The sequence below is a fragment of the Nitrospira sp. CR1.1 genome (assembly GCA_014055465.1).
Lineage (GTDB): Bacteria > Nitrospirota > Nitrospiria > Nitrospirales > Nitrospiraceae > Nitrospira_A.
Window position 1 is genome coordinate 642750 of record WIAF01000001.1, and the last position, 23493, is coordinate 666242.

26 protein-coding genes are annotated in these 23493 nt (G+C 59.7%); 11 read left to right on the forward strand and 15 right to left on the reverse strand.

Annotated features, from left to right (window positions below; genetic code table 11):
• Positions 1-8: 8 nt before the first annotated feature.
• From GDA65_03175 to GDA65_03190, 4 genes are all read right to left on the reverse strand, one after another.
• Positions 9-500: a hypothetical protein gene (locus tag GDA65_03175; protein ID MBA5861701.1), complete on the reverse strand. Its 492-nt coding sequence runs from the start codon at positions 498-500 to the stop codon at positions 9-11.
• Positions 484-699 (reverse strand): hypothetical protein, encoded by a 216-nt coding sequence (locus tag GDA65_03180; GenBank protein ID MBA5861702.1) that lies wholly within the window; start codon positions 697-699, stop codon positions 484-486. Before GDA65_03180 ends, GDA65_03175 begins: the two co-directional genes overlap by 17 nt.
• Positions 700-770: 71 nt before the next feature.
• The gene (locus tag GDA65_03185; GenBank protein ID MBA5861703.1) at positions 771-1454 is read right to left on the reverse strand and encodes a tetratricopeptide repeat protein; all 684 of its coding nucleotides are present in this window, start codon (positions 1452-1454) and stop codon (positions 771-773) included.
• Positions 1451-2860 carry an FAD-dependent oxidoreductase gene (locus GDA65_03190; protein MBA5861704.1) on the reverse strand — a complete coding sequence of 470 codons (1410 nt, stop codon included), beginning with the start codon at positions 2858-2860 and terminating at the stop codon, positions 1451-1453. Before GDA65_03190 ends, GDA65_03185 begins: the two co-directional genes overlap by 4 nt.
• Before the next feature lie 49 nt (positions 2861-2909).
• Between GDA65_03190 and GDA65_03195 the strand changes: the two genes are divergently transcribed.
• Complete coding sequence (locus tag GDA65_03195) at positions 2910-3128, forward strand: DUF1653 domain-containing protein (protein ID MBA5861705.1); 219 nt, start codon at positions 2910-2912, stop codon at positions 3126-3128.
• Here the strand turns inward: GDA65_03195 and GDA65_03200 are convergent.
• From GDA65_03200 to GDA65_03210, 3 genes are all read right to left on the reverse strand, one after another.
• A complete protein-coding gene (locus GDA65_03200; protein MBA5861706.1) occupies positions 3108-3524 on the reverse strand; it encodes an MEKHLA domain-containing protein in 417 nt (138 codons plus the stop codon). The two genes, GDA65_03195 and GDA65_03200, sit on opposite strands and share 21 nt — an antisense overlap.
• 147 nt (positions 3525-3671) lie before the next feature.
• Positions 3672-4223: a hypothetical protein gene (locus tag GDA65_03205; protein MBA5861707.1), complete on the reverse strand. Its 552-nt coding sequence runs from the start codon at positions 4221-4223 to the stop codon at positions 3672-3674.
• A 23-nt stretch (positions 4224-4246) separates the two neighbouring features.
• The gene (locus tag GDA65_03210; protein ID MBA5861708.1) at positions 4247-4480 is read right to left on the reverse strand and encodes a hypothetical protein; all 234 of its coding nucleotides are present in this window, start codon (positions 4478-4480) and stop codon (positions 4247-4249) included.
• A gap of 161 nt (positions 4481-4641) precedes the next feature.
• On the opposite strand from GDA65_03210, the gene leuC reads away from it, so the two are divergent.
• The 3 genes from leuC (at position 4642) to GDA65_03225 (ending at position 7151) form a co-directional block, all read left to right on the forward strand.
• Positions 4642-6045 (forward strand): 3-isopropylmalate dehydratase large subunit, encoded by a 1404-nt coding sequence (gene leuC, locus GDA65_03215; GenBank protein MBA5861709.1) that lies wholly within the window; start codon positions 4642-4644, stop codon positions 6043-6045.
• A 76-nt stretch (positions 6046-6121) separates the two neighbouring features.
• Positions 6122-6742, forward strand: coding sequence for a 3-isopropylmalate dehydratase small subunit (gene leuD / locus GDA65_03220; protein ID MBA5861710.1), 621 nt, complete (start codon positions 6122-6124; stop codon positions 6740-6742).
• Between the two features lie 73 nt (positions 6743-6815).
• Complete coding sequence (locus GDA65_03225) at positions 6816-7151, forward strand: hypothetical protein (protein MBA5861711.1); 336 nt, start codon at positions 6816-6818, stop codon at positions 7149-7151.
• A gap of 8 nt (positions 7152-7159) precedes the next feature.
• On the opposite strand, the gene corA is transcribed toward GDA65_03225, so the two are convergent.
• The gene (gene corA / locus GDA65_03230; protein MBA5861712.1) at positions 7160-8218 is read right to left on the reverse strand and encodes a magnesium/cobalt transporter CorA; all 1059 of its coding nucleotides are present in this window, start codon (positions 8216-8218) and stop codon (positions 7160-7162) included.
• A 147-nt stretch (positions 8219-8365) separates the two neighbouring features.
• Between corA and GDA65_03235 the strand changes: the two genes are divergently transcribed.
• Together GDA65_03235 and GDA65_03240 are read left to right on the forward strand one after the other, a co-directional pair.
• A complete protein-coding gene (locus GDA65_03235; protein MBA5861713.1) occupies positions 8366-9178 on the forward strand; it encodes a 3'(2'),5'-bisphosphate nucleotidase CysQ in 813 nt (270 codons plus the stop codon).
• A 65-nt stretch (positions 9179-9243) separates the two neighbouring features.
• Entirely contained in the window at positions 9244-10119 is an 876-nt protein-coding gene (locus tag GDA65_03240; GenBank protein MBA5861714.1) for an NAD-binding protein, read from the forward strand.
• 3 nt (positions 10120-10122) lie between these two features.
• Here GDA65_03240 and GDA65_03245 read toward each other — a convergent pair whose 3' ends face one another.
• Positions 10123-10599, reverse strand: a complete 477-nt coding sequence (locus GDA65_03245) for a hypothetical protein (protein ID MBA5861715.1) — start codon at positions 10597-10599, stop codon at positions 10123-10125.
• Positions 10600-11075: 476 nt separating this feature from the next.
• On the opposite strand from GDA65_03245, the gene GDA65_03250 reads away from it, so the two are divergent.
• The 4 genes from GDA65_03250 to GDA65_03265 all read left to right on the forward strand — a co-directional run bounded on the left by GDA65_03250 (position 11076) and on the right by GDA65_03265 (position 13603).
• Positions 11076-11555, forward strand: a complete 480-nt coding sequence (locus GDA65_03250; GenBank protein MBA5861716.1) for a response regulator — start codon at positions 11076-11078, stop codon at positions 11553-11555.
• Entirely contained in the window at positions 11552-11887 is a 336-nt protein-coding gene (locus GDA65_03255; GenBank protein MBA5861717.1) for a hypothetical protein, read from the forward strand. Before GDA65_03250 ends, GDA65_03255 begins: the two co-directional genes overlap by 4 nt.
• A 207-nt stretch (positions 11888-12094) precedes the next feature.
• Complete coding sequence (locus GDA65_03260; GenBank protein ID MBA5861718.1) at positions 12095-12490, forward strand: response regulator; 396 nt, start codon at positions 12095-12097, stop codon at positions 12488-12490.
• A 21-nt stretch (positions 12491-12511) separates the two neighbouring features.
• Positions 12512-13603 carry a hypothetical protein gene (locus tag GDA65_03265; protein MBA5861719.1) on the forward strand — a complete coding sequence of 364 codons (1092 nt, stop codon included), beginning with the start codon at positions 12512-12514 and terminating at the stop codon, positions 13601-13603.
• Between the two features lie 66 nt (positions 13604-13669).
• Here the strand turns inward: GDA65_03265 and GDA65_03270 are convergent, their stop codons facing one another.
• Genes GDA65_03270 through GDA65_03280 form a run of 3 tightly spaced genes read right to left on the reverse strand, consistent with a single transcriptional unit; the run spans position 13670 to position 19684 of the window.
• Positions 13670-15592: a hypothetical protein gene (locus GDA65_03270; GenBank protein ID MBA5861720.1), complete on the reverse strand. Its 1923-nt coding sequence runs from the start codon at positions 15590-15592 to the stop codon at positions 13670-13672.
• A gap of 4 nt (positions 15593-15596) precedes the next feature.
• Positions 15597-17996, reverse strand: coding sequence for a tetratricopeptide repeat protein (locus GDA65_03275; GenBank protein ID MBA5861721.1), 2400 nt, complete (start codon positions 17994-17996; stop codon positions 15597-15599).
• 8 nt (positions 17997-18004) lie between these two features.
• Positions 18005-19684 (reverse strand): hypothetical protein, encoded by a 1680-nt coding sequence (locus tag GDA65_03280; protein ID MBA5861722.1) that lies wholly within the window; start codon positions 19682-19684, stop codon positions 18005-18007.
• Here GDA65_03280 and GDA65_03285 point away from each other — a divergent pair.
• Positions 19665-21071, forward strand: a complete 1407-nt coding sequence (locus tag GDA65_03285) for a glycosyltransferase (GenBank protein MBA5861723.1) — start codon at positions 19665-19667, stop codon at positions 21069-21071. The two genes, GDA65_03280 and GDA65_03285, sit on opposite strands and share 20 nt — an antisense overlap.
• Before the next feature lie 23 nt (positions 21072-21094).
• Here the strand turns inward: GDA65_03285 and GDA65_03290 are convergent, their stop codons facing one another.
• The 3 genes from GDA65_03290 to GDA65_03300 all read right to left on the reverse strand — a co-directional run bounded on the left by GDA65_03290 (position 21095) and on the right by GDA65_03300 (position 23438).
• Positions 21095-22249: an aminotransferase class I/II-fold pyridoxal phosphate-dependent enzyme gene (locus GDA65_03290; protein ID MBA5861724.1), complete on the reverse strand. Its 1155-nt coding sequence runs from the start codon at positions 22247-22249 to the stop codon at positions 21095-21097.
• Positions 22250-22410: 161 nt separating this feature from the next.
• A complete protein-coding gene (locus tag GDA65_03295) occupies positions 22411-23028 on the reverse strand; it encodes a transglycosylase SLT domain-containing protein (GenBank protein ID MBA5861725.1) in 618 nt (205 codons plus the stop codon).
• Positions 23029-23051: 23 nt separating this feature from the next.
• Positions 23052-23438: a hypothetical protein gene (locus GDA65_03300; GenBank protein MBA5861726.1), complete on the reverse strand. Its 387-nt coding sequence runs from the start codon at positions 23436-23438 to the stop codon at positions 23052-23054.
• Positions 23439-23493: the final 55 nt, after the last annotated feature.

Below are 23493 nucleotides of genomic sequence, written 5' to 3' on the forward strand. Positions count from 1 at the left end.
CGTCATTGTCACTGCACTACGGTACCATCCTCACTCGTGCGTGGCACGCATTCTTCTCTTTTCCAATCTTTCAGGCGTTTTTGCTCGTCAAATGACAAGGTATAGCGGTAGCAATACAGCGGCTCCCGATAGGGTTCATCGTTACCGGCCAAACTTTTTCCAAAGGGCGACGGCGAAGGCGGGGCTTTGGTTTTTTTGCCGGCGGCCAGGCTACTGGGATCCCAGGGATGAACTTCCCGGTCTCCCATCGGCACGCGGTAGGTCCAAACGGTATCGCCGCCTAGTACCGGCGTCTTGGCCGTGCTCGGTGGGCCGAACTTGTCTTCGATATCGGCCTGGGTGAGCTTGTGCACACCCTTATTCAGGTAGGTGTCCCGCCAGGGTCCGCCGCAGCCTGACAACATCACCAGGCACAACAGCATGCCTAAGCTGCTCCATCGAACCGACAACGGCAGCAGGCGATTGCTCACGTAACTTAAGCGGTTATCGTTCCGAGTCACGTTGTTCCCGCACCCAGCGAATCGAACAATACATCGCATACCCTTGAGCCATCATCCCGGTGACCAGCAAGCCCAATGCGGTTTGCAGCCACATGGTGTTGGGAAACTCCAACCCGTAGATGCCAAGCATGAAGCCTCCGGCAATGAAGACTATGCCCATTCCGCGCGCAATCAATGCATTGGTCCGCAAATCAGACATCGTTCGCCTCGTTTCTCACCAACCCGTTACGCTACACCGGCACATCAGGTCGGTTCAACTCTTCCCTTCATCTACGACTTCGTTTTCGAGCGAATCGCAGCGGCTCGCCCCTCGAGCGCGTCTGCTTCAGGAGTGCGACCGATCTTTCGTAACGCTCCCGCATAATCGATCACACTCTTGGCCACATCCGGATGGTCAGGCCCTAATTGTTTTTCCCTGATCGCCAACGCCCTCGCGAAGAGCGCCGCCGCCTGTGCTGTATCGCCTTGAGCGGCGTACATGGCGGCTAAATTGTTCACTGCCAAGGCCACCTCGAGATGATCCGGACCGAGAAGTTTCTCTTTGATCGCGAGTGCCCGGGTCAACAGCCGCTGTGCGTCCGCGAATTGTCCGTGCTTGCGATGCAGTACCCCGAGATTGTTCAACATGGCCGCGACATCGAGGTGGTTCTCGCCGTGGACCTCCTGGTAAATCTTGAGCGCTTCCAAATAGACGGGTTCGGCCTCTACAAATTTCCCTTGCGTGCTATACACCTGAGCCAGATGCGCCAAGGTCACGGCGACGCGCCGGTCATGGGGACCGAACTCCTCCGCTTTCTTCAACGCTGCAGCATAAATCTGTTCGGCTTCTCCCAATTGTCCTCGCTGCACGGCCACTTCACCGGCCTGCATGGCCGCCTCCCACGTCTGTTGCCCACAAGACCAGGCCATGAACAGCAAGAGCGCGCACAAACCGACGAGAGCAGGCCGCCTCATATCCGCCCCATCTGCTCGAGGATGGATTCAGCTGGATAGGTCACAATCTCTGCCAGCGTCGGATGATAGTGCGGGATGCGCAACAAGTCCTGCGCCGTCCCGTGAAAATACATGACCGCGATGAGTTCGTGAATGAGTTCCGCCGCTTCAGGCCCCACGATCTGCGCGCCGATCAGTTCGCCATTGTCCGGGCGACACAACAATTTCACGAATCCTGCGAGAGCTCCGAGACACATCGCCTTCCCATGGTCGGCAAACGGGTACGAAGCCGTCAGATAGGGAATCGCCTGTTCACGGCACTGGCGCCCACTGAGGCCGGCAATAGCCACTTGCGGATCCGTAAACACCATTTCGCTATCTAACCGATGGTCGATGACCCGCGCTGGCACATCCGGATGAGTCGCGTTGAAGGCAGCCGTTTCTCCTTGCTGGATCGCCAAATGGACGATCGGCGTGAGATCGTTCACATCGCCAACGGCAAAAATATGCGGTTGCGAGGTCCGCATATCAGCCCCGACTGCCAGACGACCATCGAAGACATCCACCCCGGCCGCTTCCACATTGAGCCCCTTCAGGTTGGGACGACGACCGAGAGCGTGAAGAATAACGTCGGCCGAACGGGTGTGCGAGACCCCATTCCACAGGAAGTGCACGGTCTTGCCGGTTGGCGACGAGGCCACCCGCGTGAACGACACTCCGGTGATCACCTCGATACCCTCGCCCTGAAAGGCAGAGGCCAACGCCTGACCGACATCCTGGTCCATATCGGACAACAGCGTCGCACCACGCTGAAGCATGGTGACCTTCGTGCCGATCCGGGAAAAAAATTGCGCGAACTCGACCGCCACCAGGCCGCCGCCCAATACCACAAGCGAGGCCGGTGTCTGACGCACATCGAGCATTTCGTCGCTTGTCACGTACCCCGCCTCAGACAATCCGGGGATGGCCACCTTCGCCACACTGGATCCGGTGGCGATCACAAACGCGTCACCTCGAATGCGCAACCCTCCGGCACAAATCTCATGCGGGGAGACGAATTCGGCGTGCGATTCGTACAGCGTGAACCGCGGATCGCGCAACGCGGCGATGCGATAATCGGCAAACTCCTGCACCAGCCGGTTCTTCCGGTCGACGATGGCCGAGAGGTCAGCCCGGGCGGTGACAGGCGCCAACCCGAACTCCCGCGCGCGCTTCATCAGCGCCATGATTTCGGCTGACCGGAGAATGGTCTTTGTGGGCATGCAGCCACGCAAAATACACAAGCCTCCCAACGGCCCCTGATCGACGATCGCCACATCGGCTCCGGCTTCGCACGCCGTCCGCGCAGCGGCATAACCCGCCGACCCGCCGCCGATGACCACGACATCGTGCCGACGCTCGTTCTTCTGAGAGAGTTGTGATGGCATGCCTGATTCGATAGACTCGCTCGCAGGTTCGAAACCGCAAGGATACACCATGATCAAACCCGGTCGCTATCGTCACTATAAAGGGAACGACTATGAAGTGCTCGGGGTGGCCCGGCATTCAGAAACCGAGGAGGAATACGTCGTCTATCGTCAACTCTATGGAGCAGGCGGCTTGTGGATCAGACCGATGACCATGTTTTCGGAATCGGTCTCCATCGGCGGCGAGGTCGTGCCCAGATTCCGGCGCTTAGAGGAAGGTCCAGCGTGAGAACGTCGCCGCCTGCCCCCGGCGATGACCAGCCCGATCGGCCACATTCCACACGAGAGCCTGCTCGATCAGAAACCGCCGCCCGCTGCTCGATATTCTGATTCCCCGGTAATTGTCGATATATCCCTGGGTGCGGGCGCGTTCAAGCATCGATTCACGCTCCGTACGGTTCACCGGTTCCGCCGTCAGACGGGATGGGGTATGCACCAGCTGCTCCCAGGTCATCTCCCAGAGCGTGAGCGCGAGTTGCGATCCGTAATTCAGGATCGGATCGTCTTGCATCCCATGTGAGACCACCACGATCGGGGCAGTGAACAGCGCCTGAGCCTGAGCTTCAGCCCCATCCACCCGCTCCATCAACTCTCGACCGACACAATGGCGATAGCTGTCGAGCATCCACTGAGACCACTCGACAATTTCCGGTCGCCGCCATACTTGAATTGAATCGTCCACGGCCCCTCGGCGGGAGGGAATGGGCGCAAGCCGGCCCTCCTTCGCATGCCGTGGGTAGTAGCACGACGGCGTACTGCCTGCCAAGATCTGTTAAGCGGGGGGTTTTCGCAGATGCCGCACGAACAAGGCTTGTCCGTGGCTACCGAGGAGTGTCATGACCACATCGCCGCGGCGGAGCGCAGTGCCGTCATTCTTTGCCCGTGAGTCATGCCCGACGACCGAGCAAGACCACACTTCCACTGCCGCGTCCTGTCCCTTCGTTTTGAGGACCACATAGCCTCCCTGGCCGACCTGATAGGTCAGATCCAGCGGGACGCCCTCGAGTATCCGGTCCGGGCTGTCGAGCATCGGGGTACGCGAGTGAGCTGACTTGGCTCCCTGCTCGCGCGAGTACTGGAAGACTTGATAGGGAAACAGATAGGGGGCCTGCGGATCTTTGAAGCGATAGGCAGAATCGAATGCCACCAGGCTCCAGGTACCGAGCAGATCCTCACCGGAACAGGATCGCAGCGACGAGGCCGGAACGGTCAGCCCGGATCGCGTCAGTGACTTTGCATGGGCGCGATCACTCGCCAGGGCCGATCCCGACGCCAGCATGACCGAGCAGCACGCCGTCAGAAGCGCCCACTGCCATCGCGCCATGTGCATCTCCATCTCAGACGGGATTAAGGATCTTTGCGTGAATCTGCCGCGGGAGAGGGAGCAGGTAAGGCCTTGGGAGCTCGCGGCAGGACGCGATACTCGATCAGTCTGCAGGTGCAGAACGAGACCTGTCGCCATTCAGCGGTAATCTTCACGATCGCCGAACCGCAGATGGAGCACCCCAGTGCCCGGGGATCGCGCTTGATCGTCCAGCGAGGGATGCTGATGTGGTCCGCGTTGATAGATTCCTGTTCCATGGACACCTTATCGGTGCGCGGTTTTGAAATCTGAAGAGGCATTTTTTTCCGGAGCCCCTTTGCCCTTGATGCGATGGGCCTGGTCGCATATATAATAGCTCCTCGATGAGCACCGCGCCCTCAATCTCTCGCAGGGGCGCGGGTTTATAAGGAGCATGGCCATGGCTGCACAGACACTGTTCGAAAAAATTTGGAACGACCACGTGGTTCGGGCGGAACCGGATGGAACCACGTTGCTCTATATCGACCGCCATCTGGTGCACGAAGTCACCTCGCCGCAGGCCTTCGAAGGGCTGACGGTCGCGGGTCGCACCCCGCGCCGACCGGCCGCCGCACTCGCGGTCCCCGACCACAATGTCCCGACGACCGACCGCCGCATCGCCATTGCCGATCCGATCAGCGCCAAACAAATTCAAACGCTGGATGATAACTGCCGGACCTTCGGCATCACCCTATTCGGCATGAACGACATCCGGCAAGGCGTTGTCCATGTCATCGGCCCTGAGCAAGGATTCACGCTCCCTGGCATGACGATCGTCTGCGGAGACTCCCATACGTCCACGCACGGCGCCTTCGGCGCACTCGCCTTCGGGATCGGCACCAGCGAAGTCGAACATGTGCTGGCGACGCAATGTCTCGTGCAGAAGCGCCCCAAGACCATGGAAGTCCGGGTAGACGGCCAACTCTCCCCGCGCTGCTCCGCCAAGGACGTGATCCTCGCCATCATCGGCAAGATCGGGACAGCAGGCGGAACAGGCTACGTCATCGAATATACAGGCTCCGCCATTCGCGCCCTCAGCATGGAAGGCCGCATGACGCTCTGCAATATGTCGATCGAGGGCGGCGCCCGCGCCGGCATGGTCGCCCCGGACGAGACCACCTTCGCCTACATCAAAGGCCGTCCGATGGCGCCGAAGGGGGCACTCTGGGATCAGGCCGTGGCAGCCTGGCGGCACCTCAGCACCGATGCCGGCGCGAAGTACGATGCCGTCGTCGAATTACGCGCTGAAACGATTGCGCCGCAAGTGACCTGGGGAACCAGCCCCGGCATGGTGACCGGCGTGGATGGCACTGTGCCGGACCCCAGCACCATGCGGGATGACAAACTCCGCCAGGCCACTGAGCGAGCCATCGAGTATATGGCCCTGACGCCCGGCATGCCGATCCGCGACATCCGGATCGATAAGGTCTTCATCGGGTCTTGCACCAATTCGCGAATCGAAGACTTGCGCCTGGCCGCCTCCTTCGCCAAAGGCAAGAAGGTCGCCGGCAGCGTGCACGCCATGGTCGTCCCGGGATCAGGCCTGGTGAAGCAGCAGGCGGAACAAGAGGGCCTGGATCGCATCTTCAAGGAATCTGGATTCGAATGGCGGGAGGCAGGATGCAGCATGTGTCTGGCGATGAATGCCGATGTTCTGCAACCGGGCGAACGCTGCGCTTCGACCAGCAACAGAAACTTCGAGGGCCGTCAGGGGGCCGGGGGACGAACACATCTCGTGTCGCCGGCTATGGCGGTGGCCGCCGCGATCGAGGGACATTTCGTCGACATTCGTCAGTGGTCATAGAACGGGCACATCCGGATCTGGTCACGACCGCCGTGCGACCAGCGTCCGCTGGATAGAACGTAGAAGAGGATACGTCATGGAAGCATTCACCACTCTCACCGGCCTGGTCGCGCCACTGGACCGGCTCAACGTCGATACGGATCAGATCATACCGAAGCAGTTTTTGAAAACGATCAAGCGAACGGGCCTGCGGGAAGGATTGTTCTACGATTGGCGGCGGCGAAAGGATGGATCGCAAGATCCCGAGTTTTTCCTGAACCAGCCGCGCTATCAGCAGGCTACGGTGCTCCTGGCCCGTGACAACTTCGGCTGCGGGTCGTCACGCGAACATGCCCCCTGGGCGCTCCTGGATCAGGGATTTCGCTGCGTCCTGGCTCCTAGCTTTGCGGATATTTTCTACAATAATTGCTTTCAGAACGGCATTCTCCCGGTGGTGCTGAAAGGCTCGGACATCCAGGCATTGTTTGAGCGTGTCGCGGCTCGCGAGGGCTATCGGCTCACGATCGACCTGGCGGCCCAGCAAGTGACGACGCCTGAGGGCGCGGCCTATCACTTCGAGATCGACCCCTTCCGGAAAGATTGCTTATATCGCGGATTGGACGCGATCGGCCTGACACTCCAGCACGCGGCGCAAATCGGCGAATACGAACAACGCCGCCGCACACAGGCCCCCTGGCTGTTTCAAGACGTGAGGTAACCGTCAGAAAAGGAGTCCTATGACGTGGTGGGAAACCATTCTGTTTCCTGTGGCCTGGCTCTGGAGACCAAAACTGCTTTTCACGTTGCTGTTCTTCGGCGGCGCAGCCTATCTGCTGATCGTCTTTAATTGGAGCTACTCTGACGGAGATCGCGCCGGGTACCTGCAGAAGCTCTCCCGGAAGGGATGGCTTTGCAAGACTCAGGAAGGCGAGCTGGCAATGACGACCGTGCCCGGCGTGGCCCCGATCCTCTGGGACTTCACGGTGTGGGACGAGAGCGTGGCCAAGCAACTCGATGGGCAGATGGGCAAGCGGGTCGTCATCCACTACAAGGAGTATCGCTATATTCCCACCACCTGTTTCGGCGAAACGCCGTACTTTGTGGATCGCGTCGAGGTCTTAGACTGACCCCTGTGTCATAGCCACTTTTTCTGTTTGAAGAAGTACAGCATGGCCAGCCCGGTCGCAGTCATGACGCCCAGCACCGCCGGGTACCCCCAGGGCGATTTCAATTCCGGCATGTGCTCGAAATTCATCCCATAAATGCTGGCAATAAAACTGAGCGGCATGAAAATCGTCGTGATGATCGTCAGCACTTTCATGACGCCGTTCAGCCGGTAACTGACGCTGGACAAATAGACTTCCATCATCGACGACACCATTTCCCGCAGGGTTTCGATGGTGTCGCCGATCTGAATGATGTGGTCATACACGTCGCGGAAGAAGACCTTGGTGGACCCTTGTAGAAACTGCCCATCCGACCGCGACAGGTTGTTCATCACGTCCCGGAGGGGCCAGACGGAGCGGCGGAAATAGAGCAGTTGCCCCTTGAGGGCATGGATGTCCCGCAGCGTTTCCGGCCCTGGATTGGTGACGCACAAATCCTGGAGCGCTTCAATCTTTTCCCCCAGCGTCTCCAGAATGACAAAGTACCGATCCACAATCGAGTCCATCAGGGCATAGAGCAGGTAATCCGCGCCGGCATGGCGCAGGCGGCCCTTCCCGTTACGCAACCGCTCCTTCACACCCTGAAAGACATCCCCGCCATTTTCCTGGAATGAGAGCACAAAATTTTCCCCGAACACCAGGCTGACCTGTTCAACATTGATGTCGCCTTCGCTTTTGCCTTCGTACAGCATCTTCAACACCAGATAGCCGTACGTACCATAATCGTCCAGCTTCGGACGTTGGTTGGTGTTGGCGATATCCTCGAGCAGCAAGGGATGAAGGCCGAACATTTTTCCGAACGCCTCCAGCACATCCATTTTATGGATGCCACCGACATCCACCCAGCGAACCGTCGGCTCCCCCGTCGCAACCACCTCGTCCGGCTTCGCCACCGTGCGTTCCTGGTATTGACCCTCGCCGTATTCGTAGACGGAAATGGTGACCGTCTCCGATTTCTTTTCGCCGATATGGACCAGTGTTCCGGGCGGCAGGCCTGCTTTGCGGGATCGTTTGTGTTTCAATTTCATCGTACTATCAGCTTGTACGCGGAACCGGTCAGAGGGTCAAGAGCCGAAACGCCTGCACAAAGCGACTCCGGGCTTTGTTCCCGCTTGAAGACCTGGTAGGTTGAAGCGAGGGGGAATGACCTCCCTCTCCCTTGGGAGCCGAGGACAATGGATTACGAACTCACTATCCTGTCACAAGCCATGAACGAAGCAGGCCGTGAAGTGCTTCGGTTAGCAGCCGCAGGGTTTGAAACCTTTACAAAATCGGATCACTCCCCGGTCACCTCTGCGGACCTGGCCGTGAATCAGATTCTCCACGACAGGTTGGCGACACGCTTTCCCGAGGACGGGTGGCTGTCCGAAGAAACCGCGGACAATGAAGAGCGTTTGAGCAGAAAACGGGTCTGGATCGTCGATCCGATTGATGGGACACGGTCGTTCGTGCGGGGTCTGCCAGAATTCTGCCTTTCGGTGGCGCTGGTTGAGAATGGATTGCCAGCCGTGGCAGCGATCTTCAATCCGGCGACCGGCGAGTTTTTTTCAGCCATTCGCGGGCGTGGCCTCCGTGTCGAGCGCCGGTCAGATTCTGATCATCCACCCTTCACCTCCTCCGAACGTCCGGTTGCGCTCGTCAATCCCTGGGAACTGCGGGTGGGCCGGCTTGAAGGCCTTCAGGCCCACCTCCACTGCCGCCCGATCGGATCCATCGCTTATGCGCTTGCCCTGGTGGCCGCCGGTCAAGCGGATGCGGTGATCACCCTGACCGGCGGCAATGAATGGGACATTGCCGCCGGAGTGCTGTTGGTCGAAGAAAGCGGAGGACGCGCCACCAGCGCCGCCGGTCATCCCGTCACCTTCAACCGCGCCGACCCACGATTGCCGGGGACGCTCGCCATCGGTTCGGACCTGCCCATACCGGCGCGCACTCACCTGATCCAACAGAGCATCGCAGCCGCCGCAGGTCATTCCACTCCGTCGTAACCCTTTTCATAGCCCCCCCTTCTCTGTACGATAGTCCGCATCGTCTCAACCCGGGAGGTGTCTCCATGAACGTGGCCTTGTTGGGCACAGGATTGTTAGGCCAGGGGGTGGCGGAACGGCTTCATGCCACCGGCCACACCCTGGCAGCCTATAACCGTTCCGCCGAAAAGACCCTTGCGCTCCGGCAGCAGGGCATCCACATCGCTTCAACCGCCGCAGAGGCCATGTCGGCAGCAGAAGTCGCGCTCCTGCTGCTGTCTGATGCCGCAGCCATCCGCGCAGTGCTGTTTCACCCGCTGACCAGTCCCGCGATTGGCGGGCGTACGATCATCCAGATGGGTACGATCGGACCGGCCGAGAGTTGTTCAATCGAGCAAGAGGTCACACGTCTGGGCGGCCGCTATCTTGAAGCGCCGGTGCTCGGCAGCATTGCGGAAGCCAAAGCAGGCACGCTCCTGGTCATGGTAGGCGCGACTCGGGAGCGCTATGACGAATGGGCGCCGCTATTGCGCAGCCTGGGAGAAGACGTGCGCCTGGTCGGGCCCGTCGGAAAAGCGGCGGTGATGAAGCTCGCGCTCAACCAGCTGATCGCCGCCGAAATGGCGGCTTTCTCGCTGAGTCTGGGACTGGTCCGACGAGGCGGTGTTGATGTGGAAGATTTTATGGAAGTAGTGCGCAGGAGCGCGCTCTACGCGCCGATGTTCGAAAAAAAACTGCCCCGGTTGGTGAAACGGAACTACGCGCAGCCGAACTTTTCTACCCGGCATCTGCTCAAGGATGTGGAGCTTGCTCTCGGCGCCGCAGAGGCGTCCCACCTTTCGCCGACCGGGCTTCAGGGAGTACGATCTTTACTCATCGAGACGATAGCCACGGGCCTGGGAGAGGTGGACTACTCGGCGATCTATGAACGGATCGATCCTCTTGCGTCACGGCAATCGTGACGGTCAGTGCGCGGCAGGCCATGGCTGATTGTCCACGATCGACTGCACCTTCATCACATGGAACCGTCCGCCGGCCTTGGCCGGAGCATGGTCGCCTTCAATACGCGTATACCACCAGCGCCCTTCACCTTCTGAATAGTCGGGAGACAGGGTAATCTCAAACCCTCCTTCTCGATCATTCTCCCGTTGAGCCCAGGCCCCGATCCATCGATGGTCGGTCACCAGATCGGTTCGGAATCGTCCATCTTTAAAATCGTACGACCCGTCCCCGAATCGATCGAGCCTCAGCGGTACCACCATTCCACCTTCCTCGTATTCCCATTCACCCGCGAGAACGGCATGCTCCCCGCGATGCATGGATATTTCTCCCGTCACCAGGTCGGACCAGGTGGTCTCTTGAGGCCGCGGCGCGTGACTGCAAGCCTGGATACTCAACAGGCTTAGACCTATCGCAAAAGAAAGCCATCGATTTTGTTTCATTCGGTACATCCTGGGTGTTCCTCTCCCCTCCATGTTTCAGGGCAATCTCTTTCATACCATGCACACTCGATACGCTCAAGGCCGCAATCAGTTTTGCTCATATTCACCAATCGCCTCTGATTAATCACGAGAAGACAGTGTATCAGCCGCATAACGGACTCCGGCCGTAGGTCGTTGAGCACTCTCCGATACCCCGTTCACCTCAAGGTCAGGCGCCCTCAACCGATAAGGAATTGGCGGGAACGATCTGTGCCGCGCTGATTTTCCGGCAACCCATGGCCTTGCGCCCAGCAGGGGTGGCTCCTCGGGCAATCCGGCAGGGCTGCCACATATAACTTTCTGGAGACCAGGTGATGGCACCAGACCCGGAGCACGAACAAGACCGTGTCGAGCCCTTGAGACGGTACAAGATTTCCGATACCGATCCTGAAGCTCCGTTTGATGATCGTGTACAATCGCCAGCTCAGGTGTGCCAGATGCGGACGAATCAAGCCGAGCCGGCTGCCCGGCCGCCCCTCAAGCCGGCGCCGGATCACGCTCAGCCCTCCCGGCCTTCCCCCCTGAAGATCCTGCTGGTCGAGGATATGGAAGACAATCGAGTCCTGGTGTCCGTCTTCCTGAAAGCCCCGCCGTACAAGCTGGACCTGGCTGAACACGGTGCCGCAGGAGTCGAAAAGTTTCAATCCGGACAGTACGACCTAGTCTTCATGGACATTCAGATGCCGATCATGGACGGCTACGAGGCGATCCGCGTCATGAGGCGATGGGAGCAGGAGCAACAACGCGGCCAGACTCCAATTATTGCCCTGACCGGCAACACCCATGCCGAAGACATCGAGAAGGCCCGGGCCGCGGGGTTTACCGCCCATGTGACCAAACCGCTCAAAAAGACCACGCTGCTGGAGGCGATACAACGCTATGCGATCACCCCTTCAGGCGAGGAGTCGGCCTCATGAACGATGGGACCCCCGCCACGTCGGACTGCGGCGCCGGACCGGTTGTGGTCCTCGTCGACTCCGCGTTCGAGCCGCTGATTCCAAAATTCATGGCCAACCGGAACAAAGAACTCGTGACGATGACAGCAGCTCTGGCTACAAGCGACTTTGCGACCATCAGGCAGGTGGCCCACGGCATGAAGGGTGTGAGCGGCAGTTATGGGTTTCACGACATGACCACCATCGCGGGTCGAATGGAGCAGGCTGCCAAGGCCGCCGATGAAGCATCGATCCGCCAGGATTTGGTCGCGCTGGCATCGTACCTTGCGCGAGTTGAGATCACCTACGAATAACAACGTCTAATGGGCTCTCGTATCTGTCGGCGGCAGCTTGATGACTCACCGCTGCGCCTGCAGCACGGGTGGTCAATCCTGTGGGTATGAAAATCAAGAAATATGCGTGCGTTTGTAGGAATTCGTGCTACAAAAGAATGATCTGTACGAGTCAGAACCATCTGAAGCTTCAGGCACCTCACTCATTCGATACCAAGGAGCGCTTGTATGGAAAGCCCTGAAACCCCCAAACTCCGCGTTCTCATGGTTGAAGATGAGGAAGACACGGCGAGCTTATTAAAATTTCTTCTGGAGCGGGCCAGTTATCAGGTGGTGCATGCCAAAGACGGCCGGCAGGCGCAGGAACTCGTCAATACCATTTCTCCTCCTGACATCGTGTTGCTGGATGTGATGTTGCCGTTCTTGAGCGGACTGCAAGTGCTCACCGTAATCAGAAAGCGCGAGGGATGGACCAAGGTGCCGATCGTCATGTTGACGGCCGACGGGAGCGAGCATGACATCAAACGTGCATTGGAGAACGGCGCCAACGATTACATGATTAAGCCGTTCAATCCACGCGAACTGACCAGCCGGCTGAAGCGGTTCGTCGCTCAAGCGGCCTGAGCGACCGCCGGGAGGAGTCGCGTGCTGGGCCTCGACCAGTCTGACCTGACACTTCGCATCGGTACCATTGCCGCCATCTCCGTCTATTCCGCGGTGCTGCTGCTCCTGCTCGGCATTCTCCTGCTTCGGTACATACGCCTCAACAAGGACCGGCGGCGGCGCGCCGTCACGGAGACCTGGCGGCCACTACTCGCCGAATGTGTCGTCGAGGTGCCCGAGACGCTGCCTCCGCTCACCACTCGCGACCACCTCGTCCTGCTCTATCTCTGGAATCATTGTTATGAATCTATTCGGGGGGACGCGCGCGCGAACTTGAAAGAGCTCGCCCGGCGAACGGGCAGCGATCGGTTCGCCAAGGAACTCCTCCACGCCCGCCTGCTCCGACGCCGATTGCTCGCGATCGTGACGCTCGGTCACCTTCAGGAACGGTCGATCTGGAACGAGCTGGCCGCGATGCTGCAAGCCGACAACGCGTTCTTATCATTGGTCGCCGCCAAAGCTCTGTTGCATATCGACGCACCAGCAGCTGTGCCGCTGATCATCCCGGTAATCAGCACGCGAAAGGACTGGTCGCCGCTCAAGGTCGTCGCGATATTCGAACCGGCGGGCGCGGACATCGCCGCCAAAGCTATTGCCGAAGCCGCCTGTCTCGCCAGCCCTGAAATCGGGTCACGGCTGATTCGTCACCTTGCAGCCACTCAAAGCCAGCATGCGTTGCCGCCACTACGGACATTACTGCAGAAAGGGTCCCCGTCGGATGACCTGTTGGCGGCCTGCCTGTTCCTGTTCGGGGAATGCAGCGATCCCAGAGATGTCGTCACGATTCGGACACACCTCTCCCATCGGACCTGGTATGTCCGGCTTCAAGCAGCCTCGGCATTGGGCAAGGTGGGGGTTGAGGAAGATGAAACACGGCTCATCGCCCTGTTGGATGATGAGCATTGGTGGGTGCGCTACCGGGCCGCCGAAGCGCTGTCGAATCTCCCCTGGATGACCTCGGAGCGACTCACCCGGCTGCACAATGCCCTCACCACCGTCGAGTCACAAGAACACTTGCTTCCCTTTATGGCTCAATCGAACGCGAAGACTCACCATCCGGCGCGCATCGCCTAGCGCGTTCACGGATACCTACGCCCTCATTCCGGCAGAGCCTGCTTGACGGAGAGATTGAGGACAGGGTTACGACCGGCGAGCGGCCGATGAAACAGGGGACCGCGGCGTAAAGAGGATGGTGTGAGTGCCCTGCAATTCGGGGAACGTTACAACCGCTCCATGTTGTTCCATTCCCCGCACCGCGGAGCCGGACCGGGCAATTTCCCATCCCTCTGGAATCTCGAGCGTCAAACCGGCCACAGAAGCCGGAACCTCCAACGTCACCCGCATGGCAGTCGGATCGCGCGCGACATCGACCTCCACCCGATTGCGCGCCGCCCACCATCGGCCGAACTCCCCCACCGAACCGAACCATGCGTAGGGACGCACGCCTTCGACGAACCCTTTCTCGAAGGCGAGTTTATGATCCAGAATGTTCGGATGAATGAGCACCACGACGGAGCCCCCGTACCGGCTGATACGTTTCGCCACCTCCAGGGCCTGCGGGAGACGGTCCCCCATCTTCGGCAACGCTTCATCTTCGATGGTCACGGGAAACTCAAAGATTTCGACCTCGCTGTCAGTCAGACGATCGTAATTCAGCTGGTACGGCAAATGGGTCAACGAGTTATTTGCCGTCGCCGTTGAACTGTACCGATAGCCGGTCGCCAGCAACGCTTGCGGAAGCCCGAAGGGATTGGACAATTCGCCGGGCCTGAAGGAGACGATCGTCTGCCCTGAAAAGTGATCGATCAGAAACTTACTCACGCGTAACTCGCCCAGGATGCTCGCATTATAGGCCGTTGTCCGATCTTTCACGAACGGGGCATACGATGGATATGCTTCCCGTCCGGTTCCCATGGGAAACTGATTGAACACGCGGGAATGGGCGATCGTGTGGCTGCCCAACTCCATGCCCAGGTCGGCCAGCCGCTTCACATATCGCACGCCCTCGCCGTTAAAAAAGATATCGTCGTTATAGTCGCGAATGTATTTCACCTGGATGAAATAGGTCCCGACCACTCCCTGACTTTTCTCATACTCCGCATAGTCCACCGCGTTTCTAATGGACTGCGTAAAATCGACATCATGCGTCATCATGACGGACAACGACTTCCCGAAGGGCACGGTCCCCAGAGTCACTGACTCTTCTTGCGCCGTGCGATACATCGACTTGATGAGCCGCAGCCAGACATCAAGGGTCGGGTCGAACTCATTATCGAATGTCTTCACCAGTTCCTCGCCGCGATTGTTGTATCCCTTCAGCAGCAAGAACCCGAGATCGAGTCCAATGGCATAGGCGCGGCCGCGCCCATGCGCAACCTGCGTGATGGCGGCGGTCCCGTCATCGAAACGCGCGAGAGGGGCCGACACTTCGGTGTAGCCGTAGGTTCCCATCACTTCGATGCCCTTGTCCCGGATGCCGACCCGCACCTGTTGCTCCCGGGGATCGGTCAGGTTCGCCAGCAACGGATCGGCCTGGGCCAAGGTCACGTCGTAGCGCTGGCGGGAAGCAACGACGTCACGAAACCCGAAGACCTGATTCAGTCCGCCGCCGAGGACCTGCACTCCAATCAATGTGCCGCCTGTCTTCGGAAATTCCGCCAGCGCGTGCAGCGCCTCCGGGTTCAACACCTTCCCCGATATCATGGGGTAGACCAGCACCACTTTGTGCGACAGGGCTTCGCTGACATCACGAGTGATGCGAAAGGGGACGCCAATGGATTTCAAGCCATGAGCCAACCCCAGCCATGATGAGTCCGGATCGGTCAAAAGAATCGCCAACCGGCTTGCCGAGCCCTGCCCGTAAGTCGTCCACGCAGCCGGCACGCGGTCAGGCATCATCGTCGCTTCGTCCGGACCCGACACTCCTGGGAAGCGGTGAAAATCCTTTTCCGGAATCTCGACCTGCTGGACGGGGGGAGTACTGACGAGAATCCGGACGCCGATGACGAGAGACACAAACAGCAGGGCAATACCTGATAGGCGCACGAGTGCGGACCGTTGCATAGGTCTACCAATGATAGATGAGGTTGAAGTTTCCGCCCCGCCGGACATAGAGAAATCCCCGGTCTTCGTAGTATCCGGCGGCTTCGGCGGAGAATCGTTCGTTGATCGGGAACGTGACGCCGCCTTGAATCGTGCGACTCCCGACGCGAGTAAAGTCTTGTTCGGCCACGATGCGTTCACCCGAGGTGCCGAACGAGCCGGAGGCGAAGAACTGCAGCCGATCGGCCGGCCGCCACGTGAGCTGAGAGGCCAGTGTGACCGCCCCCGTGTTCGGGATCAGATAGATCTTCTCCGTCAGCCACAGATTGAAGGGTAGAAAAATCGTGAGCCCCGGCATCAGCAGATCGATGTCGTCTTGTTTGTAATTCAACCGCCGGTAACCAAACGAGACTTCAAAGGGCGCCAGTGAGGGGTGCAACCCGCCCAGGCCTTGCGCCACTTCCCCGACAAAGGAGTAGTTCGGCGAAAAATGCGGATTGACCGTAGCTTGCCCCGCGATATACCCCCAGGCTCGCGACCACAAGGGGCTATAGAGTTCGGCTGACATCGGCGTGTCGTGAAATCCGAAACGATTGATCGGTTCAACCCGCAGCACCAGGGTTTGATTGCCCAACGGTTTGGCGAGTTCAAACAGCAGGTCGCGCTCATCCGGTTGATTCTTCGTATAGGAATAGTGGCCGTAGCCGATCTTGGCATAGTCCCGGTAAGGAAGACGCAGCCCGGTCAGCCCTTGCCCGACCGCGGCCCGCGGCGACACAAGGAGTTCTGATTTCACGGCGTGAATCTGCTGCTCAATGGCCGGATCGTGCGTGTCGGCCAGCAGGGCCTCGTACCGCTGCAACGCTTCGGACCGATCGCCGCGCCAATGCGCAACCTCGGCGAGACCGCGCCGGGCCTCGATCTGCGCCGGCTCAGCCTGCAAGACCTCAGCGTACAATCGTCCCGCTTCATCGAACTGTTTCTGCCACGACAGGACTTGCGCCAGCGCGATGCGAATGTCCTGATCGTCCGGGTGGCGTGCCAGCACCTCACGATAGAGGCTCGTCGCTTCCGCATGAGACCCCTGCCATGAGACGATACGTGCCAGCGCCGCGCGGATCTCATCGTTGTCGGGATGCTGGCGCAAAACGTCGCGATAGACGGCTTCGGCTTCAGGATATTGTTTCGCCACTTCGAATCTCGTGGCTTGCTCCACGGCGGCCCCGATGGCTCGCACATCCGTTTCATGTAAGACGGGAGCTGGAGCAGCAGGTTGCTCGGCAACCAGAGGCGCGGTCGCACGCCCTTCCGACCGGATGGTCTTCAACTGCGCTTCGATTTCGGGATCATGCGTCTCGGCAAGCAACGCCTCATAGCGCTGGACCGCCTCTGCGAGATTTCCCTGCCAATACGCAAGATCCGCGAGGCCCCGTCGCGCCTCGACCTGTGTCGGATCGGATTGAAGCGCTTCCCGGTACAGGCGGCCGGCCTCCTCGAACTGCTGCTGCCAGGAGAGCACCTGTCCCAGCGCCACGCGCATATCCTGATCCTGGGGATGGCGCGCCAGAATCTCTCGATACAACGTCGCGGCTTCTGCATGGACGCCTTGCCAGGAGAGAACTCTCGCTAACGCGGCGCGAACCTCGTCATTCCCGGGTGAGCGCTGCAGTGCCTCGCGGTAGACGGCCACCGCATCGGCATACTGACGCATCGTTTCCAATCGGCCTCCCCGCTCCAACGCCTGTGCGGCGTGAGATGTCTCCTGATCGTCGCCATGAGGCGAAGATGTTCCGGACGGGAGGAAGGGAACAGCCGGTGAGCTGGAAACTGCTTTCAACGCATGCAGGCGCGCCGCAACTTCCGCATCACCGGTCGCCGCCACAACTCGCTCATAGTACGGAATGGCCTGTTCCGGGTGGCCGCTCCACACCAGCACATTGCCCAGCCCGGTGAGGGCCTCGACATGCTCCGGTTCGTCCCGGAGAACCAGCTCGTACTCTTCGCGCGCTTGATCATACTGTTTCTGCCACGAGAGGACTTGAGCGAGACCCACTCGGATATCGTGATCGAGAGGGTGACGGGTCAGGAGATCACGATAGCCGGCAGCCGCGGCGTCCCAGTCGCCTTGCCAGGAAAGCAGCTTGGCCACCGACGCGCGCACCTCGTCATGATCAGGTTTGGCCAGGAGGTATTGCCGGTAGGCCGCGAGAGCCTCCTCATACCGCTTCTCCTCCTCCAAGGCCTTGGCTTGTTGCAGAATCTGACGCGGGGAGGCATCCGGCGCCATGGCGGCAATCATCGTGGCGGGAGCAGAGAACCAGCCCGCGGCGAGTGCAATCCCCGCCAGCAAACAGGCTGCCGACGTTCGTCGATTGATCCATCTGAGGGGATCGTTCATCCGTGACCGACCCTGTTCTCCCGACATGTACGACCCTATTCGGAGAGGGCTCGGAATCCATCCAGATCGTGAATCATCACCCCGGCAAAACTGGGATGCGACGTGGTGTCCAATATCTGCCTGATCGCCTTGGACACCTCGACACGGGAACGTCCGGCAAACGTCACCCCTTCAGGCTTGACCGTAAATCGATGATGGATACGGAACCATTCTCCGGGGAGTGTGGCCCTGTCCTCCTCAGAGATCGGCTTCCATCGCAGAAGTCCGTGCCGGCGATCCAGAAAGGCATCGGCGCGGTCGGGCCGCGGATCCCGCCGCAACACGATATGTTGCTCGAGCGGTAACACGGTCGTCTCAACGGCCAACCACACCGGCTTCTCGATCACATCCCCATACCTCAGGATGTCTTCGGCAATGTCCTGCACCTCATCGAGATCGGTGCGGTAACTCATCACCGCCACCTCATCGGCCCGATCCATCACGGCATAGGCCAAGGGCCGGCCGCCAACGGTCGGCGTGGCGAGCCAGAAGGGAATCACCATCGACAATGTGGTACGGCCTTGGATGGCATCCTTCACGATCTCGATCGCGCGGAGATATCGACGAAGCTGCGCGTCATCCTCAAGAAACCCGGGCAGAAGATACGGCTCAATATCGAGCTGTATGCCGGACAACGCACCAGGCCGCACGAGCTGAAGCAGTCTCCCTACCTTATCGGCCAAGAGGTACGGTTCCTGAATGGCTTCGGGGTAGCCGTCCAAGGCCAGCGCATCAATTCCGGCCTCCTGCACCAGAGTCAACAGCCGCGCATACTCTTGCCACAAGGCCTCTTCATCGTTCAGCGACGGCATTTGGATCAGCAGCCTGGAACAGCCTTGCTCACGACAGACGGCCAACAGCGTCTGTGAATCCTGTATCGCCGCGCGGTAGTTCCACACCCAGAACCCTGTGCCGACAGATTGCTTCTTCACTGGTCCACTGTGCGTCACCGCCATCCGGTCAAATTGAATCTGTCCGCCTTGCCCCTCAGTAGACACCACAAGAGCCGTCACATATCGAAGATCCACCCCGCGACCGATTTCTTTCAGTGGAATAGCCAGGTCGAATGTCCCGGTGACCGTGGCCAGCGGGTGATTGTGCTCACGGTGATGACCGGCCAGATCTTCAACGCCAACCACCACCTGGCCGGTTGCTCGTCCACGAAGCCGCAGCATCTGGTAGGACATGAGATCCACCGGCCTTCCGTTCGGACGCAGTTCGATACGCTGGCCACAACGCGTTGCTTCCCCGGCAGTCCATTTGAACTCGAGACGAGAGTCGGTTCGTACCGCCTCCCCGCGACAAGACCCGAAGACCTGAGCGCCTCCTAACCCCGGACCCAGTTCAAGAATAGGCACAAACGGTCGATAAGGAAGAGGAGCAGCAGTCGGCGCAGGCCCGCTGAACGCCACGGTTGGATCGGTACTCTTCCCGACATACGTGAGCTCGATCTCATGGACCGTGGAGGGGATGGGCGAGGACAAGGAAATGTCGTCCGCCTGCGCAAGAGACAGCCACACGATGGAACCGGCTGCAGCACCGAGCAACACTGTCGCGACGAAAAACCGGCCTGCGCCCTGTTTCCAGACAGAACCGACGGACTTTCCGGGAATTCTGTTTCGGGCAAGCCCCCTGCCGGCGGAGACGCATTGATCGATGTGGGTAGAGACGCTCATTTCAACTTCCGAGTGGCTATTCCTGCTCTACTTTCTCGGCCTCACCGCCGGATACTTGATGCTGGACCTCATCGCCATCGTGCACTTGCGGCAATACCTGCAGGAGCGTGTGCTCGAAAGCCTGCCGCACAGTTACACGGGCTTCGAACCACAGATCAGCATCCTGGTCCCTGCCTATAACGAGGCCGCCACCATCGCCGGATCCATTCGGTCGCTGCTGCAACTCAGCTATTCGGAATATGAAATCGTCGTGATCAACGATGGCTCAAAGGATGCCACGATCGATGTCCTCCGCAAAGAATTTGATCTGTTTCCGTTCCCCGAAGCCTGCCATACGCAACTACCGACGGCGGAAATCAGGGCGATTTATCACTCTGCCCTCCACGCCAACCTACGCGTCATCGACAAAGAGAACGGCGGCAAGGCTGACTCCCTGAACGCCGGCATCAATCTGTCGCTCTATCCCCTGTTCTGCTGCATCGATGCGGATTCCATTCTGCAGCCGGACAGCCTGCGGCGGGCCGTGCAACCGTTTCTGGATGACCATCGCACGGTGGCCAGCGGAGGGACCGTGCGCATCGCGAACGGCTGCCGCGTCGAAGAGGGCTTCCTGACCAAGATTGGATTGCCCTCAAATCTGCTGGCGCTGTTCCAAATCGTGGAATATCTCCGCGCCTTTCTTTTCGGACGCCTGGGTTGGTCGCCGATGAACGCCATGCTGATCATTTCCGGCGCATTCGGCATTTTCCGGAAGGAAGCGGTCGTCACCGTGGGGGGCTATCGATCGGATACGATCGGGGAAGACATGGAACTGGTCGTGCGCCTGCATCGCCATCTTCGGCTGGGCGACAAACCGTATCGCATTACGTTCGTCCCCGATTCCGTCTGCTGGACCGAGGCGCCGGAAGATCTGCGCACGCTGAAGAATCAGCGCATTCGCTGGCAGCGCGGGTTGTGCGAGAGCCTCACAAAAAACCTCGACCTCCTGTTCCACCCGAAAGGCGGCACGATCGGCTGGCTGGCGTTCCCCTTCATGGCCATCTTCGAGTGGGTCGGACCGGCGATTGAAGTGTTCGGCTACTGCTTCCTGATCTTCAGTGTGGTCATGGGATTCGTCTCGATGCAGGCATGGCTAATCCTATTGATCGCAGCGATCGGACTCGGTGTGTTGTTGTCGGTGAGCGCGCTCTTACTGGAAGAAATGTCGTTCCACGTCTACCCCGATCAGCGTGACGTGCTGAAACTGTTGCTGGCCGCCATCCTCGAAAATTTCGGATTCCGCCAGCTGAACTCACTGTGGAAATTGATCGGCTTGTACCGGTGGATATGCGGGAAAAAAGCGACGTGGGGAACGATGACGAGAACCGCCTCCTGGCAGGCACGATAAGGATGAGGACTGGTTCACCACGCTCATGACGTGAATCGTTCGATCGCCTGACTCGCCCGCTCCAGGTCTGCCTCCGTTTTCGCCATACAAAACCGCATAAAGCGACTTCCGTCCGTTCCTTCGAAAAACGCCTCGCCCGGTACTCCCGCTACGCCGGTCTTGTCCAGCAAATACATTGCGCGCTCCCGACTGGTCTTTCCCGGGAGGCGGGATACATCCGCCAACACGTAATAGGCGCCCTGCGGCACGGCCGGGGGCAACCCTGCTTTCGCCAGGGCCCCGCAGAAGCGATCCCGCTTCTGTTGATGCTCGCGGGCAAGCTCCTGGTAAAAGGATGGACCGAGTTCATGAATACCGGCGGCCACCCCATACTGCAACGGCGTGGGGGCGCAGACATATAACACATCGCTCATGGCGCCGATGGCCTTCGCCCATGAGGCCTCCGCCACACTGTAGCCGATGCGCCATCCGGTGATGCTGAAGGTTTTTGAATAGCCGCCGATGGTAATGGTCCGGTCGGCCATGCCGGGTAACGACGCCATGCTGACATGTTCCCGCCCGTCGAACACAAAATATTCATAGATCTCGTCGGTGATCACCAGCAGATCGTGGCGGCAAGCCAGCTCGGCGATCTGCTCCAATTCACGTCGCGTAAAGACCTTGCCGGAGGGATTGCCCGGAGTGTTGACCACGATCGCCTTGGTCTTTGAGGTGATGGCCTCGTCCAGGCTTTTCACATCCATGGTCCAATCAGGAAGCCGCAGTGTCACATAGCGGGGAACGCCTTCCATCGCGAGGATCGCCTGGACATGGTAGGCATAAAACGGCTCAAACAGAATCACTTCATCGCCGGGATTGAGCAGCGCCATGCAGGTGGCTTGGAACGATCCGGTTGCGCCGGCACTCACGGTAATATTGGTCTCCGGATCCGCGGTGATTTGATTGAAGGCGGCCAGCTTGCCGGCGATCGCCCGCCGCAGTTCCGCAATTCCGTCAAAACGGGCGTAGATGTTGTGTCCCTGCGCCATCGCTTGCTGCGCGCCGTGCACCACCACCGGAGGGACAGGAGTGTCGCAGACCCCTTGCGACATATTGATCCCGTTGACCTTCGCGCACGCGAGGGTCATCGCACGGATATCGGATTGGGCCAACCGGACGGTACGATCACTCTTCTTCATCACACCCTCAATGTCCATGCCACCTGTTGATTCATCACCCTCGCGGGTCCTGGCGCAAAGCAGATGTCCCTACCCCGTTCCGGCGGAAAATGCAACTGGCGAAGGCCCCGTCATTGAATCAGGCGGAAAACGTCGGGCCTCGCGATCCGGAACACTTCGGTTCATTCCGGGACCGGCGGCAGCGACCAGAGCATAGGGCTTTCTTGTCGACGCGCCGTCACCCGCGAAGGAAGCCGGTTGGTTCCGGCACGAAAGCGGTCATAATGGCCAAGCACGCGATTGACGTAGAGTTGGGTCGCGGGAAGAGCCGGCGCGCCGATGGCCTGCCGGACGCGCGCTTCGCCGAGATGATAGGCCGCCAGAGCCAGCGACAGGTCGCCGCCGAAGCGGTCCAGTAGTCCTCGAAGCAGCGCTGCGCCCGCGCGAATGTTATCCTTCGGATCGAACGGGTCCAGCACATGGAATGCCGCCGCCGTCAGCGGCATCAGTTGCATGAGGCCAATCGCGCCTTTCGGGGACACGGCATCTGAATTGAAATTCGACTCGACCTTGATGATCGCCTGCAGGAGAGCAGGGTCAAGGGCGTATTGCTCCGCGTAGGTCGCAATGAGCGAGGCAATGGGTTCGGAGGACGGCCGATGCGCGATGTCGCTCACCACGGGGTCCAATGCGACTCTGCTGGCCGGAGGCATGAGGACAATCAGGCACCCCGCGACCGCTAACGGGAAGAGCGCACGGGCCACTCGATTCCAGCGGGAATTCCAGTCAGGCTGTTGCATAGCCGGGACGAGAACGGCTGCTCCTAGCGGCCATCCTCGTCGAGGCTCCGGATGAGCACGGCGCGGCCATGCCGATCGAACCAGGATTGAATACGATCACCCACATGGGCCGGTCGATCGATTCTGGTGTTCTCGTCATGAGGAATGCGGTATTCCTGTCCACGGATATCCCGGACCAGGTAGGCGCCTCCCTCGACGGCCTGCACCTGGCCAACCAGCGATGCGGCGGACTGCTCACCGGGGGAAAGGGCGGACCGGCTTTGCGCGCCCAATGTCCCCGACACGATCCCCATCCCGAGATCTTCCTGCGGGGAATGTCCCTGCAGCGCGGACTGTGCGCAGCCGGTCGCACCGGTCACCAAGGCAAGGACAAGCATCATACGGCGACAATCTGCGAGCAAACGCATCATGGCTGAAACCTCCAAAAATGAATGGCGTGGTGAGCGGCGCAGGACGGGCTGAGAC